The organism is Actinoplanes sp. NPDC051513 (assembly GCF_044454685.1).
Lineage (GTDB): Bacteria > Actinomycetota > Actinomycetes > Mycobacteriales > Micromonosporaceae > Actinoplanes.
On the sequence record NZ_JBITDW010000007.1, the window covers coordinates 250,072 to 264,113 of the forward strand.

General features: G+C 70.9%; 12 protein-coding genes and 1 pseudogene. 7 read left to right on the forward strand and 6 right to left on the reverse strand.

Annotation, left to right across the window (positions count from 1 at the left end; translation table 11 throughout):
• The first annotated feature begins 112 nt into the window (after window positions 1-112).
• From ACIA5D_RS24195 to ACIA5D_RS24210, 4 genes are all read left to right on the forward strand, one after another.
• A complete protein-coding gene (locus ACIA5D_RS24195; RefSeq protein WP_396032429.1) occupies window positions 113-739 on the forward strand; it encodes a hypothetical protein in 627 nt (208 codons plus the stop codon).
• Between the two features lie 100 nt (window positions 740-839).
• A complete protein-coding gene (locus tag ACIA5D_RS24200) occupies window positions 840-2,045 on the forward strand; it encodes an AAA family ATPase (RefSeq protein ID WP_396032430.1) in 1,206 nt (401 codons plus the stop codon).
• A gap of 28 nt (window positions 2,046-2,073) precedes the next feature.
• Window positions 2,074-2,592 carry a DoxX family membrane protein gene (locus ACIA5D_RS24205; protein WP_396032431.1) on the forward strand — a complete coding sequence of 173 codons (519 nt, stop codon included), beginning with the start codon at window positions 2,074-2,076 and terminating at the stop codon, window positions 2,590-2,592.
• 92 nt (window positions 2,593-2,684) lie between these two features.
• Window positions 2,685-3,938: a glycosyltransferase 87 family protein gene (locus ACIA5D_RS24210; protein ID WP_396032432.1), complete on the forward strand. Its 1,254-nt coding sequence runs from the start codon at window positions 2,685-2,687 to the stop codon at window positions 3,936-3,938.
• 6 nt (window positions 3,939-3,944) lie between these two features.
• On the opposite strand, the gene ACIA5D_RS24215 is transcribed toward ACIA5D_RS24210, so the two are convergent.
• From ACIA5D_RS24215 to moaC, 4 genes are all read right to left on the reverse strand, one after another.
• The gene (locus ACIA5D_RS24215) at window positions 3,945-4,370 is read right to left on the reverse strand and encodes a molybdenum cofactor biosynthesis protein MoaE (RefSeq protein ID WP_396032433.1); all 426 of its coding nucleotides are present in this window, start codon (window positions 4,368-4,370) and stop codon (window positions 3,945-3,947) included.
• Window positions 4,367-5,584 carry a molybdopterin molybdotransferase MoeA gene (locus ACIA5D_RS24220; protein ID WP_396032434.1) on the reverse strand — a complete coding sequence of 406 codons (1,218 nt, stop codon included), beginning with the start codon at window positions 5,582-5,584 and terminating at the stop codon, window positions 4,367-4,369. The genes ACIA5D_RS24215 and ACIA5D_RS24220 overlap by 4 nt, the downstream gene beginning before the upstream one ends.
• Window positions 5,585-5,732: 148 nt before the next feature.
• Window positions 5,733-6,233 (reverse strand): molybdenum cofactor biosynthesis protein B, encoded by a 501-nt coding sequence (locus tag ACIA5D_RS24225; protein ID WP_396032435.1) that lies wholly within the window; start codon window positions 6,231-6,233, stop codon window positions 5,733-5,735.
• A complete protein-coding gene (gene moaC / locus ACIA5D_RS24230; protein WP_396032436.1) occupies window positions 6,206-6,697 on the reverse strand; it encodes a cyclic pyranopterin monophosphate synthase MoaC in 492 nt (163 codons plus the stop codon). Before moaC ends, ACIA5D_RS24225 begins: the two co-directional genes overlap by 28 nt.
• Window positions 6,698-7,198: 501 nt before the next feature.
• Between moaC and ACIA5D_RS24235 the strand changes: the two genes are divergently transcribed.
• The 3 genes from ACIA5D_RS24235 to ACIA5D_RS24245 all read left to right on the forward strand — a co-directional run bounded on the left by ACIA5D_RS24235 (window position 7,199) and on the right by ACIA5D_RS24245 (window position 11,686).
• Window positions 7,199-9,730, forward strand: a complete 2,532-nt coding sequence (locus tag ACIA5D_RS24235; RefSeq protein WP_396032437.1) for a putative bifunctional diguanylate cyclase/phosphodiesterase — start codon at window positions 7,199-7,201, stop codon at window positions 9,728-9,730.
• Between the two features lie 184 nt (window positions 9,731-9,914).
• Window positions 9,915-11,228, forward strand: a complete 1,314-nt coding sequence (locus ACIA5D_RS24240) for a glycosyltransferase 87 family protein (RefSeq protein ID WP_396032438.1) — start codon at window positions 9,915-9,917, stop codon at window positions 11,226-11,228.
• A 41-nt stretch (window positions 11,229-11,269) separates the two neighbouring features.
• On the forward strand, window positions 11,270-11,686 hold the full coding sequence (locus ACIA5D_RS24245; protein WP_396032439.1) for a zf-TFIIB domain-containing protein: 417 nt from the start codon (window positions 11,270-11,272) through the stop codon (window positions 11,684-11,686).
• Between the two features lie 225 nt (window positions 11,687-11,911).
• Here the strand turns inward: ACIA5D_RS24245 and ACIA5D_RS24250 are convergent.
• A pseudogene (locus tag ACIA5D_RS24250) lies at window positions 11,912-12,412 on the reverse strand (SUKH-3 domain-containing protein); the annotation flags it as partial.
• 161 nt (window positions 12,413-12,573) lie between these two features.
• Window positions 12,574-14,007: a replicative DNA helicase gene (dnaB, locus tag ACIA5D_RS24255; protein WP_396032440.1), complete on the reverse strand. Its 1,434-nt coding sequence runs from the start codon at window positions 14,005-14,007 to the stop codon at window positions 12,574-12,576.
• Between the last annotated feature and the right edge of the window lie 35 nt (window positions 14,008-14,042).

Sequence of the window (14,042 nt, forward strand, 5' to 3'; positions counted from 1 at the left end):
CACGCTCCGGGGGTCGTGTTACCGACAACCGCGGCGATTCCGTGCGGGTTTGCGGCACCCCCGCACGCTACGGTGGCAGGCAGCGTAGACCGCATCGGGAGGAAAATCCCCCATGTCGCAGAAAGGCCCCCATTCCGGCCCGCCGTGGTCGCACGGGAGCTCCGACGATTCCTATGGCGAACCGGCCGACCCCTGGGGCGATCAGGGTGCTGCCGTTCCGCCCGATCCGTCGTGGGGCGGGCAGTCGATCCCGCAGCAGCAGGCGTCGTACCCACCGGCGTCGCTGTGGAGTCAGCCGACGCCGCCACCGCGGCCGAAGAGGAACACGCCGATCGTCGCGCTCGTGGTGACGCTCGGGGTGCTGATCTGCATCGGCTTGGGCGCGACGGCGTGGCTGCTCAAGGAGCGCGCCGACAATCCGAAGGCGTCGCCGTCCCCGTCCGACGCGGCCACCAATCCCGGCCCGGTGCCGCTGGGCAGCGAGGACGCCCGGTTCAACGTGAAGCAGGGCGACTGCGTGGTCAACGAGGGCACCGACGAGGCGCCCGAGATGCGGGCGACCCAGTGCGTGTCGGGGACATATCAGGTGCTCAAACGCATCGACGGCCCGACGACGGGTGAGAAGGACGCCGAGGCCAAGTGCGCCAAGGTCCAGGGCTACACGAAGTGGTACTTCTACGACAGCCCGCTCGACGACCTCGACTTCGTGCTGTGCCTGAAGGAGCATAAGGCGCTCTAGCAGTGTCTTGAAAAAACGCTAGATTCGCGTAGACGACACTCGCGAGGTTTTGCTAGCGGACTCTAGCTATTTCGCTAGACGACCCGATACGGTGCAATGCGTGGATCCGGTCCGGAATCCCTACGCCCCCGGCGCCGGTCAGCGCCCTCCTGAGCTGGCCGGGCGTGGCCGTGAGCTCGACGCGTTCGATGTGGTGCTCGAGCGGGTCGCCCGCGGGCGACCCGAGCGCAGCCTCGTTCTCACCGGCCTGCGCGGCGTCGGCAAGACCGTCCTGCTCAACACCCTGCGCTCCGCCGCGATCGGCCGCCTCTGGGGCACCGGCAAGATCGAGGCGCGCCCCGACCAGTCGCTGCGCCGCCCGGTCTCGGCCGCCCTGCACATGGCGATCCGTGAGCTCGCGCCCCACCACCGCGACCCCGATCGGGTCGACGAGGTGCTCGGTGTGCTCAAGGCGTTCGCGCTGCGGGTCAACGACCCCAACGGCAAGATTCGCGACCGCTGGTCCCCCGGCATCGACGTGCCGCCGGCCCGGGGCCGCGCCGACTCCGGCGACATCGAGATCGACCTGGTCGAGCTGTTCACCGACGCCGCGTCGGTGGCCACCGACGTCGGCACCGGCATCGCCCTGTTCATCGACGAGATGCAAGATCTGGGCCCGGCCGACGTCTCCGCGCTCTGCGCCGCCTGCCACGAGCTCTCCCAACTCGGGGCGCCGCTGATCGTGGTCGGCGCCGGCCTGCCACACCTGCCGGCCGTGCTGTCCGCCGCGAAGTCGTATTCCGAGCGCCTCTTCCGTTACCAGCGCATCGACCGCCTCGACCGGGTCTCCGCCGACCTGGCGCTGAGCGCGCCCGCCGCCCGGGAAGACGTCGAGTACGAGGCGAAGGCCCTCGACCTGCTCTATGAGAAGTCGGGCGGCTATCCGTACTTCGTGCAGGCGTACGGCAAGGCGACCTGGGATCACGCGCCGCAGTCCCCGGTGACCGACGCCGACGTGCGGGTCGCCGCCCCCGAGGCCGAGGCGGAGCTCGCGGTCGGCTTCTTCGGCTCCCGCTTCGAGCGGGCCACCCCGGCCGAGCGGGAGTACATGCGGGCGATGGCCGTGCTGTCCGGCGAGCCCGACAACGACATGGACGCGGCGGTGCCCACCTCCGAGATCGCCACGGCCCTCGGGCGCAAGCCGGCCAGCCTCTCCCCGGCCAGAGATGCCCTGATCAAGAAGGGTCTGATCTACTCCGGCGAGCGCGGCACGGTCGCGTTCACGGTGCCGCACTTCGGCCGATACCTGCGCACCCAGCCGGTATGAGGCCCGCCCTGCGGGTATAACCATTTTCATGAGACCCGTACGCACAGCGGCCCGTGCCATGCTCGCCTCGATCTTCGTGGTCGACGGCATCCGACACCTGATCAACCCGGACGAGAAGGTCGACACGGCGCGGTGGGTCCTCGACCGGGTCGGCCCGGCGCTCGAGAAGGCCGATCCGCGCATCCCGACCGACCCGCGCACGATCGTGCGCGCCAAGGCGGCCACCGACGTGGTGGCCGGCGTGGCGCTGGCAACCGGACATTTCACCCGGCCCGCCGCGGCGCTGCTGGCCGCCGGTCTCGTGCCGACGACGGCCGCGGGCTTCGCCAAGGAGAAGCGGCCGGCCGATCTTCTCAAGAACCTCGGTCTCATCGGCGGTCTGCTGCTGGCAGCGGCCGACACCGAGGGCCGCCCGGGCCTGCGTTACCGCACGACGCACGCGGTCGATCGCTCGCAGCGCGCGGTGAAGCGGGCCGCCAAGGCCGCCAAGCGCGACGCCAAGATCGCCGCGATGTCGGCCGCCGCCGCTCGAAAGATCCCCGGCTGACCCGCTGGGTGACCTTGTCGCGGTCTCCGCGTTAAAGCGGACGAGGGCCGCGCGGCTGGTCTGCGCCTTCCGAGAGCGACGGGGGTCGCGCCATGCCGGCGAAGCACGCAAGGTCCGTTGTGGTCGCCCTGGCGGGTCTCGCCGCCGGCTCGGCGATTCTCTTTCTCCATCACGCGTACGGGGTCAGCACGCTCGCCGCCTCGCTGGCAGCCGTCCGGGACTGGCAGGCCGGCGACCGGCTGGACGCCCCGCTGACCGCCCCCGCCGCCCTACTCATCTCCCCGCTGAGCCTGCTCCCACTCAGGGCGGCAGCCGTTCTGACGGCCGTGACCGGCGTGGTCGCGCTGGTCCTCGCCCTGGTCGCCCTGGCCGGCCCGGTCGCCCGCCGATACGGCCGGCCCCGCTTCCCGATCATCCTCGCCGCCGTCCTCCTGGCCCTGGCGGCCGCCCCGGTTCGCGCCACGCTGGGCCTGGGCTGCCTCGATCTGCTCCTGTTCGGCCTGGTCACCGCCGACGTAATAGCCCTGCGCCGCGCCGCCTGGGCCCGCAGCCGCGCCACCTGGTGGCCGGACCCTTCGGACGGCCGCCCGCCCGCCCGTCTCCGCCGGATGTGGGCCACCGGCGCCTGGGCCGGTCTCGGCACCGGGATCGCGACCGCTCTCGCCATCGGCCCGTGCCTGTTCATCGTGTATTTCGCGGTCACACGGCAATGGCGGGCCGCGGTGACCGCGACCATCACCGCCCTCACCGTCCTCGGCGCCGCCCTGCTGGTGGCGCCCGGCCCGGCGCCGATCCTGCCCGGGCTGGCCCGCTCGGGGCCGTTCGACGTCCCCGACAACCAGTCGCTGGCCGGCGTCCTGGCCCGCCTCTACGACTCGACGAGCACGCCGGTGCTGATCTGGCTGTCGTTCGCCGGTCTCCTGATGGCGGTCGGCATGATCCGTGCCCGTTCCGCGCACCACGACGGCGACGAGATCGCCGCCTGCACGCTGATCGGCCTGACCGGCGCGGCGGTAGGCCCGATCAGCCGAGTCCACTCCCTGATCTGGCTCCTGCCGGCCGTCCTGATCCTGATCGACGCCGCCGCCCGCCGGCGGACCGCCGCCCGCCGCCCCCAGTCGCGGCGTTTTCCCGGCGCCGGATTCGCGGCCGCGGCGGTGCTGACCTACGTGCTGCTCGTGGCCGATCCACGATGGACAGCCGGCGGCAACGGTTACGCGTTCATCCTGATCTTGCTGCTGAACGCCCTGCCGTGGCGGCCGGGTGTGGCCCCCGCCGTGCCGGTGCGCCGCCGACCGCAGCAGCTGCGCCGGGCCCCGGCCATACCGGGACCGCGAGGCCGGTGACCGCGCCTACGGGCAGTTGACCCACTCGTCGGTGCCGTCGGTGAAGACCTGGCGCTTCCAGATCGGAAGGCGGGCCTTCACCTCGTCGACCAGGCGGGCGCACGCCGCGAACGCCGCCGCCCGGTGGGCCGTGCTCACCGCGGCCACCAGCGCGACGTCGCCGATCGCCAGCGTGCCGACCCGGTGGGACACCGCCACGGCGTACACGTCGGGATCGGCGGCGATCTCGGCCGCGACCTCGCGCAGAATCGCCTCGGCGGTCGGATGGCCCTCGTATTCGAGCAGCGTCACGCCGCGCTCCTGGTCGTGGTCGCGCACCACGCCCTGGAAGGAGACCACCGCGCCGGCCCGGGCCTGGGCCACGGCCTTCTCGTGCGCCGCCAGGTCGAGCGGCACGGCCAGCACCTCGGCGATCGCGACAATCCGGGTCATGGACGTTCTCCGGCAACGAGCGGCAACGGTAGGAACGGCACGAGGTCGCCGGCCGCGGCCTGCGCGCCGGGGCGGACCACGACGAAGCCGTGCGCGTTGGAGAGGCCACGCAGCATCGCCGAGCCGACGTGGCCGACGGGGGTGGCCGACCGTCCATCGTGGTCGAGCCGGGCCAGCGCCAGGTGGGTGAACCCGCCGCGGCCCGGCACGCCGGCGGACACCTCGACCATGGTGAGCGAGGGCGCGGGGCGTCCCTGCAGCCCGGCGAGGAGCGGCGCGACCAGCGTGATCAGGGCGATCACGGCCGACTGCGGGTTGCCGGGCAGGCCGGCCAGGAAGCGGGTTCGCCCGTCGGGGCCGGGGACGCGGGCCAGCAGCATCGGGAAGCCGGGGCGGACGGCGACGGTGTTCACCACGTACTCGGCGCCGAGCTCGGTCAGCGTCGGGTGCAGGTGGTCGACCGGTCCGTGCATGGTGCCGCCGGTGGTGCAGACCAGGTCGGCCGCGGTGAGCGCGCCACGAACCGCTTCGAGGTGGGCCTCGAGGGTGTCCTGAACCGGGCCCGCGGACGGCTCGACCGCGGCGCCGCAGCGGCGCAGCCAACCGGGCACCTGGGGGCCGAGCGAGTCGCGCACCCGGCCGGCGCCCGGCGTGCCGGCGGTGAGCAACTCGTCGCCGAAGACCAGCAGCCCGGCGCGGGGACGCGGGCGCACGCTCAGCGCTTCGTACCCGCACGTCGCGGCGACGCCGATCACCGCCGGATCGATGGCCGTGCCCACCGGCAGCAGTTCTTCGTCCTTGTGCGCTTCCTCGCCTGGCAGCCGCCACTCGGGCACCGCCCGGGGCTCGCCGCTGACCAGGCCCTCGGCGTCGCGAGTGGACTCTTCGACGCGGATGAGCGCGTCGGCGCCGGCCGGCACCATCGCTCCGGTCGCGATCTCGACGCACGTGCCGTCGTGATCGAGGGGGCCGGCCACGCCGCCGGCCAGCACCCGGCCGACGACGCGCCATGGCTTCGGGCCACGCACCGCCCAGCCGTCGATGCTCGACGTGGGGAACGCCGGGAGGTCGGTGAGCGCGCGCAGCGGCTCGGCGAGGGTGCGGCCGTCGGCGTCGGGCAGCGAGATCAACTCGGTCGGCCCGGCCGCGCGCCGGCCCGCCTCGTACGCGAGGGCGCGGGCCTGTTCCCAGTCGACCGGGATCTCTTCGCTCACCGGTCGAGCCTAACGAGCGCGATCGTCTCGCGCCCCACCCAAGTGTCCGGGCCCAAGATTTCCCACTATGTGGACGCCGAACGGTGTCCGACTTTGCACCATGCGTCTAGGACTTTTTGTGTACGCCCGCGGGTCTAGTACTCGCGGGCTACACCTGCGGGTGATCCCCGCCGCCGATCTGCTCAATCGCGTGCTTGAGCAGGGGCGCGAGCACCGCGAGGCCGTCCTTGGCCCCGCCGGTTGAGCCCGGCAAGTTCACTATAAGTGTTCGTCCGGCTACTCCGGCAATACCTCGGGAAAGAGATGCGGCCGGCACCCGGTCGCGGCTGTACGCCCTGATCGCCTCGGCGATGCCGGGAATCTCGAAATCGAGCACGCCGCGGGTGGCCTCGGGCGTGCGGTCGGTCGGGGTGATGCCCGTTCCGCCGCTGGTCAGCACCACATCGACGCCGTCGGCGACTGCCTCGCGCAGCGCCCGCTCGACCGGATCGCCGTCCGGCACCACGACCGGGTCGCCCACCTCGCAGCCGAGCTCGCGCAGGCCGCTGACCAGGCGTGGGCCACTGGTGTCGGCGTAGACGCCGACGGCGGCGCGGTTGCTGGCGACGATCACGCGGGCCTTCATGGACGGTCCTCCGGGCGTACCCATTCACCGGTCTTGCCGCCCTCTTTCCGCAGCACACGGACCGATTCGATGCTCGCGGCCGGATCCACCGCCTTGATCATGTCGATCATCGTGAGGCCGGCCGTCGCGACCGCCGTGAGCGCCTCCATCTCGACGCCCGTGCGGTCAGCGGTCCTGGTGGTGGCCGTGATCTCGATCGCATTCCCGGTGAGCTCGAGGTCGACCACGACGCCGTGCAGGCCGATCGGGTGGCAGAGCGGGATGAGGTCGGGAGTCCGCTTGGCGCCCATGATTCCGGCGATCCGCGCGACGGCCAGCGCATCGCCCTTGGGCAGGCCTTCTACCCGCAACAACGCGATCACCTCGGGGGTCGTGACGACCCGGCCGGCGGCGATCGCGAGACGCGTCGTGACCGCCTTCGCGGAAACGTCGACCATGCGTGCGGCGCCTGTCTCGTCGACGTGACTGAGCAGCGATTTCTCGGGCATAACGGGAGTTTATAGAACGTTCGCCGAAGACGTCCGCCAGCGCAATGGAGACATGCGGTTCACCATTGAAAGGTTGTTCAATGTTCATGATCTATGCGCTGCTCAGGAGCCTGCCGACGTTACGGATAAGCGAGTTGTTTTGTCAATCCGTTGCGTTATACAAACGGCACCCTCTGCTATCCGGACACTGCGTCCAAATCGACTAATCACATTGCACAGAGTTCTGTTTCTTGGACAGCGAGTAACGACCGCCGGCCCGATTATCGCTTTCTGCGCATACCGACACAAAAGGGTTACGGCTGCGCGGACTACCGCATAACGTTCTGCTCGTCGCGACGAACCAAGATCATTTTGGACCCGGACTGGGCCGGGTTCCGACGCGAGGAGAGAAGCAATGCGGATCCGTGACTGGGACTAAGGGGTCAGTGCGCCACAGGGCGCCCTTTGCATACGCTTGAGCCCGGGAACACCGCCCGTTGAGCTCGGCGACAGGAAGATCCCGTGTCAACCGTACGAAGCTCCAACGACGACGCGACCGATCGGCGGCTCTGGCTGCTCATCGGTCTCGTCGTCGTTCTGGCGTGCGGGGCCGTCGTCTTCAACGTCTGGTACGCGATCAACGCGGACCTCTCGACGCCACAACCCGCGCTACTGATCCTGATCTTCCTCGGCACAGTGGTCGGCGAGCGCGTCAAGATCTATGTACGGGTGCAATCCAGCCAGAACGCCACGAACTGGAGCGAAATCCCGATCATGATCGGGCTGGTACTCGCCCCGATGCCGTGGGTCGTGCTGTGCGCCTCGGCCGGCATGGCGGTCGCGAAGATCCCGACCCAGCGATCGGCGCAGAAGTCGTTGTTCGCGCTCGCGAAGCTTGTGCTCATCGTCAGCGCGGCCGGCACCGTGCTGATCCTCAGCGGCGCACGTCCCGACCTGATGCATCCCGAGGCCGCGATCTGGGCGGTCGCACTGTCCTATCTGGCGCTCAACATTGTCGACCAGCTGCTGTTCCTCCCAGTCATCGCGGTGGCCTCGCATTCGACCATCCGGCGGCTCTTCTTCCGCGAGCTGATCTCCGACCTGGTCGACATCGCGGTCAAGCTGGCCACGATCCTCTACATCGCCGGCGTGCTGATCTACGGGGCGAGCCTGCTCCTGCTCGGCTTCGTGCCGCTGGTGGTCGCGTGCCTGCACCTTTGGCACACCCGGCGGGTGCGCACCGCGGAGGAGCGCGAGTCCTGGCGGCGGCTCGCCGACACCACTGACGAGCTCAGCTCGGTCGACCTCAACCAGGTGCTCTACCACGCCGCCGAGCAGGGTGCGCGGCTCTTCTCGGCCGACGAGGTAGAGATCGACCTGAACACCACCGGCGTCGACCGGGTGGTGCGAGCGCGCGCCGAGGGCGTTACCTACGACGGCCCCGGCCCGCGGAAGTTCGGCGGTGACACGGCAATCACCACCGAGCTGGAGACCCGCGACCGCAGCTACCGGGCGGGCGCGCTCGTGCTCGACTTCCACGGCAAGATCAAGCTCACCGAGTTCGAGCGGTACAAGCTCAAGACGTTCGCATCGGCGCTGTGCACGGCGATCCGCAACGCCTCGGCGTACGCGGAGCTGCAGCGGCTCAACGAGCAGAACGCGTGGGAGGCCGCACACGACCCGCTGACCGGGCTGGCCAACCGTCGCGAGCTCTACGAGCGGGCGATGAAGTACTTCGCGGGCCGCACCGACGACGGCATCGTGGCGCTGCTGCTCATCGACCTCAACCATTTCAAAGAGGTCAACGACACGCTCGGCCACGGCGCGGGCGACGCGGTGCTGCGCGAGGTGGCGCGGCGGCTCGACGACGCGGCGGCCCCCGGCGACCTGGTCGCCCGGCTCGGCGGCGACGAATTCGCGGTGCTGCTGGTCAACCTGGTCACGCCGGCCCTGGCCACGCACCGCGCCGAGCAGATGCTCAGCGCGCTCGAGGCGACCCTCGAGGTCGAGGGCATGCAGATCACGGTCGAGGCGGCCGGCGGCATCGCGCTGGCGCCCGGCAGCGGCGGCATCAACGAGCTGATGCGTCGCGCCGACGTCGCCATGTATCAGGCGAAGCGCGCCGGCCTGCCCACGGCGACGTACGCGCACTCGCTCGACACCGCCGACGTCGGCCGGCTGATGCTCGGTGGCGAGCTTCAGCGCGCGGTCGCCGAGCAGGAGTTCGTGGTCGACTTCCAGCCGATCGTCGACCTCGGCAGTGGCGAGATCATCTCGGCCGAGGCGCTGGCCCGCTGGCAGCACCCCGAGCACGGCTACCTCACGCCCATGCAGTTCCTCGAGACGGTGGAGCGCTCGGGCCAGCTGCCGGCCTTCGCCGAGGCGGTGCTCGACCAGGCACTGGCAGCGTCGGGCGTGTGGCGGGAATCCGGCTTCGACCTGCCCGTCGCGGTGAACGTGTCGCCGCGCAGCCTGCTCGACGCGCGCTTCCCGTCCACTGTGCTCGCCGGCCTGGCCCGCCACGACGTGCCGGCCGACCGGCTGGTGCTCGAGCTCACCGAGACCCTCACGATCAGCCAGATCGACACGGTCGGACGGGCGCTCACCGAGCTGCGCGACGCCGGCGTCGGCCTGGCCCTCGACGATTTCGGCACCGGCGTCTCCTCGCTCTCGGTGCTGTCGCACATCCCGATCAACCAGCTGAAGATCGATCGCGACTTCGTCACCGCCGTCGAGACCTCCTCCGAGGCCGCCGCCGTGATCCGCTCGACCGTCGATCTGGCTCGCAGCCTGCACCTCACCGTGGTCGCCGAGGGCGTCGAGAGCGAGCCGCAGCGGCACGCCCTGTGGGAGCTGGGCTGCGTCGCCGGCCAGGGTCACCTGTTCGCCCGGCCGATGTCGTCGGCGCGGCTGCTGGGCACGCTCCAGCGCGGCTCGGGCGGCCGTCCGGGCGCGCTGGCCGCCGCCCTGCACGACGCCGGCTCGGTGGTGCGCCTGCCGCGGCGCCGGCCGCCCGGCCAGAGTCGTTCCGCCCTGCCTCACCAGCCGAGCTGACCTCCTCCGCCGGGCGGGCTCGACCTGCCCCCGGCCAGCCAGGCTCGACCTGCCCCCGGCCAGCCGGGCTTGACCTCCCCACCAGCGGGGCTTGACCCCCGCCAGCCGGGCTTGACCTTCCCCCGCCAGCCAGGCCCGACCCGCCCCGCCAGCGCGGCTGACCTGCTCTGACACACTTGCCGGCGTGACCAACCGCGCCGTCCGCCTGCTCCAGGGCATCGATCGGGCCGGCGGCGGCCTGACGGCCGACCTTTTCCTGTACGCGATCGCGGCCGCCTTCGCGCTGATCACGGCCCTCACCTCCACACTGCTGCCGCACCGCGCGTGGGGCGCGATCGCGGTATGGCCGTATGCCGCGGCGACGGTGCTGGTCGTCGTACAGATCATGCGGCGCTCGGTGAGCGGAAGGGGAACGCTCGCCTGGACCACCGGGGTTCTCGCGGCGTTGTTGCCGCTGGTGGTCGAAGCGGTGCATCGAGCCGGCGGGCGGACGGACCGGGCGCAGGAAGAGGTGCTGGTCGTCGAGCGGATGGGCGACCGGCTGCTGCACCACGGGACGCCCTATCTGGGCCGGGACGCGATCGCGGCGCTGCCGGTCGACGAGCGGCTGATGGGGTACAGCCCCTACCAGCCGGGGATGGCGGTGTTCGGGCTGCCACGGGCCGTCTTCGGCGACTTCTGGTGGACAGACGCTCGGGTGTGGTTCGCGGTGATGACCGTGGGCGCGCTGGCGGTGGCGGTCGGGCTGCTCATGCCGGGCAGCTCTCCGACGCCGTCATCCGGGCCGCTGCCGGGCCTCTCGGGCGCGCTTCGGGGACTTCCCGGGACGCCGATGCCGCCCCCTCTCGTGCGGGCCGTTCAGGCCGTCGCGATCGTGCCGATCTGTGCGCTGACGCTGGCCACCGGGGGCGACGATCTGCCGGTGCTGGCGCTCTGCCTGCTGGCTCTGGCGCTCACGGCGACCGGCCGGTGGGGCTGGGCCGGAGTCGCCGTCGGCGCGGCGGCGGCCTGCAAGCCGTTTGCCTTCCCGGTGGTGGCGGTGTTGCTGGTGTTCGCCATCGTCAGCGGGCGGTGGCGGTCGTTCCTGCCCGGCGCGCTCGGGCTGCCGATCCTCGTGCTGATCCCGCCGTTCCTGGTGAACGCGCACGCCTTCCTCGAGAACGTGGTGCGCTTTCCGCTCGGGCACGGCCTGGTCACCAGCCCGGCGCAGTCGCCATTCCCTGGCTACCTGATCGCTCAGCACCTGCCCGGCGGTCGGCTCTTGGCCACCGGACTGCTCGCGGCGACCGCGGTCGTGATCGCCGTACGGCTGGTCCGCCGGCCGCCGCGGACGGCCGCCGACGCGGCGCTGATCTGCGGCTGGGGGCTGCTCGCCGCAATCCTGCTGATCCCTTCGACCCGCTTCGGCTACCTGCTCTACCCGATCGCGTTTCTGGCGTGGGCGCCAGCGTTGACGTCCGATGTTTCCCACCGTGCATTCAGCAAGCACACAGCCTGACAAAGCTCGGAACAGTGACACGGCCTTGTACCGTCTGTGAGATGCAGATGACCTGTCCGAAGTGTCACGGCGAGATGCGAGTGTACGAGCGCAGCGGCGTCACGGTCGATCAGTGCACCGAATGCCGCGGCATCTTCCTCGACCGCGGTGAGCTCGAAAAACTCTTTGAGGCCGAGGCCAGCTTCAATACCCGGCAGGCCCCGTCACGCCCGGCAGCGCCCACCCCGCCGCCCGGCGCTTACGCCCCGCCGCCGCCCCCGCAGACGCACGGCGGTTACGCGGCCCCGCCGCCTCCGGCTTACGGCGCGCCGGCCGCCCATGGGTATCCGGCCCCCGCCGCATACGGGCACCACGGCCACTACCGGGCGCAAGGCCACCACGGCCACTACCGGGGACAAGTTGGCCACCACGGCCACTACCGCAAACGTAAGAGCTTCCTGCACGACCTCTTCGACTGACGGGGTTTGCGCCCGCCGGTTTCGCCCAGCCGCGAATCCGGCGGGCGCCTCTGCCTTTCGGCCCCTAAGTCGCGGGCCCATTGTCGCGGGCCCATTGTCGCGGGCCCCTACCTCGCCGGACGGCGTCCCGGAGCCGTCGTCGTGGAGGCGGTCCGCCGGGCCGTCGCCGGTCAGGAGGGCCGTTACGGCTTCGTCGAGCGAGTCGCCGACAAACCACTCGCCGGCCTGGTCGAGAAGGAACACGCGGCCAGGCTCGTCGATCACCACGTAGGAGTCACCGGCCTCGACGCCGAGCGGGAACACCGGGACGCCGAACACCTCGGCGAACTCGGTCAGCGCGCCGGACTGATGAGCGCCGGGAAGCGGATCGAACGTCAGCGGACGGATCGCTATCTGCCGGCCGAATCGGGCACGATGCGGTTCCTTCGCGACAACGAGCTCCGTTCGCTGCTGGGCCACCATGACGCGGGATGAGCCGGGGCGGCGGATCAGTGAGGCCGGGCGCGCGCTGGGCGTGCAGCGCGACGCCGCCGGGGCGGCGGTGGCTGCCGCGTCCGCAGCGCGACCCTGGGGCGACGACGAGGCCGGGCGGGCCTTCGAGGGCCGGTACCCGGTGGTCGAGGCGCACGTCCTCGGCGCACGACCCCGGGCCATGGCAAACCCAGCCCAGCCGCCACCCAGCGCAACGGGCGGCACCCACCGTGACCACGCACGACTCCCGGCCATGGCGCGCCCCAGCCCAGCCGCCACCCATCGCAACGGCCGCACCCACAATCACTACCCCAAGGCCACGGCAGCCAACCCGCTCAAACCAGACCCACCCAAACAGGTGTCTAGCCCTGTTTGGCAGCCCCCTCTGTTTGGCGGTCCCCTCTGTTTGGCGGCGCCTAGACGATGGCCATGTCGACGAAGCGGGAGAGGTGCAGCTGGGCGGCCACCGTCACGGTGTCGGTCGGGCCGTTTCGGTGCTTGGCCACGATGAAGTCGGCCTCGCCCGCCCGTGGTGACTCCTTGTCGTAGTAGTCATCACGGTGCAGCAGGATGACGACGTCGGCATCCTGCTCAATTGATCCACTTTCACGGAGGTCGGACAGCTGTGGCCGCTTGTCGGTGCGCTGCTCGGGGCCGCGGTTCAGCTGGGACACCGCGATCACCGGGCACTCGATCTCTTTGGCCAGGAGCTTGAGGCCACGGGAAAGCTCGGAGACCTCTTGCTGGCGGCTCTCGGTGCGCTTCGGCGAGGTCATCAGCTGGAGGTAGTCGATCACGATCAGCTTGAGGTCGTGCCGCTGCTTGAGGCGGCGCGCCTTCGCCCGGATCTCCATGAGGTTCATGCTCGGGGTGTCGTCGACGAAGATCGGCGCCTCGCTGATCTCACCCATGCGACGGGCGAGCTTGCTCCAGTCGTCGTCGGTGAGCTGCCCGGAGCGCAGGACGTGCAGCGGCACCCGAGCCTCGGCGGAGAGAAGCCGCATGACCATCTCGATCTTGCTCATTTCGAGCGAGAAGATGGCACTCGCGCAGTTGTGGCGAATCGCGGCATTGCGGGCGAAGTCCATGCTCGCCGTCGACTTGCCAAGGCCGGGCCGCCCGGCCACGATGATCAACTGGCCGGGGTGCAGACCGTTGAGCAGGCGGTCGAGGTCGCCGAAGCCGGTCGGCACGCCGCTCATCATGCCGCCGGACGCGCCGACCGCCTCGATCTCGTCGAGGGTGGGTTGCAGCATGTCGCCGAGGGCCGCGAAGTCTTCGCTCACCCGCTTTTCGGTGACGTCGTAGATGGCCTGCTGGGCCAGGTCGACGATGTCGTCGACATCGCGCCCGCCGTTGCCGTTCGCCCCGTAGCCGAGCTGCACGATCTTGGTGCCGGCCTCGACGAGCCGGCGCAGGATCGCCCGCTCGGAGACGATGCGCGCGTAGTAGGAGGCGTTCGCCGCCGTGGGCACGCTCTCGATCAGGGTGTGCAGGTACGGCACGCCGCCGGTGCGCTGCAGGTCGCCCGCGTCGGAGAGGGCCGCGGCCACGGTCAGCGCGTCGGCCGGCTCGCCCCGCCCGTACAGATCGAGGATGACGTCGTAGATCGTCGCGTGCACCGGACGATAGAAGTCCTGCACCTTGATGATCTCGACGACGTCGGCGATCGCGTCTTTGGACAGCAGCATGCCGCCCAGCACGCCCTGCTCGGCCGCCACGTCTTGCGGCGGGGAACGGTCGAAACCGCCGCCGCCCGACCCCTCGCCGCCGCCCCCACGCGGCGGCCCGCCGGCCGATGGCTGGGCTGGCGGCCGCGACTCCGGCCTTGCGTCGTCGGTGATCGACACCCGGACCCCCTCCGCTAGCCGTACGTCTATCTCGT

Bases quoted from the DNA above. Each gene is read 5' to 3' on its own strand.
- ACIA5D_RS24210 (WP_396032432.1), top strand. From the start codon at position 2,685: ATGCCGGCGAAGCACGCAAGGTCCGTTGTGGTCGCCCTGGCGGGTCTC.
- moaC (WP_396032436.1), bottom strand. From the start codon at position 6,697: ATGCCCGAGAAATCGCTGCTCAGTCACGTCGACGAGACAGGCGCCGCA.
- ACIA5D_RS24215 (WP_396032433.1), bottom strand. From the start codon at position 4,370: ATGACCCGGATTGTCGCGATCGCCGAGGTGCTGGCCGTGCCGCTCGAC.
- ACIA5D_RS24245 (WP_396032439.1), top strand. From the start codon at position 11,270: ATGCAGATGACCTGTCCGAAGTGTCACGGCGAGATGCGAGTGTACGAG.
- ACIA5D_RS24225 (WP_396032435.1), bottom strand. From the start codon at position 6,233: ATGGGTACGCCCGGAGGACCGTCCATGAAGGCCCGCGTGATCGTCGCC.
- ACIA5D_RS24205 (WP_396032431.1), top strand. From the start codon at position 2,074: ATGAGACCCGTACGCACAGCGGCCCGTGCCATGCTCGCCTCGATCTTC.
- ACIA5D_RS24195 (WP_396032429.1), top strand. From the start codon at position 113: ATGTCGCAGAAAGGCCCCCATTCCGGCCCGCCGTGGTCGCACGGGAGC.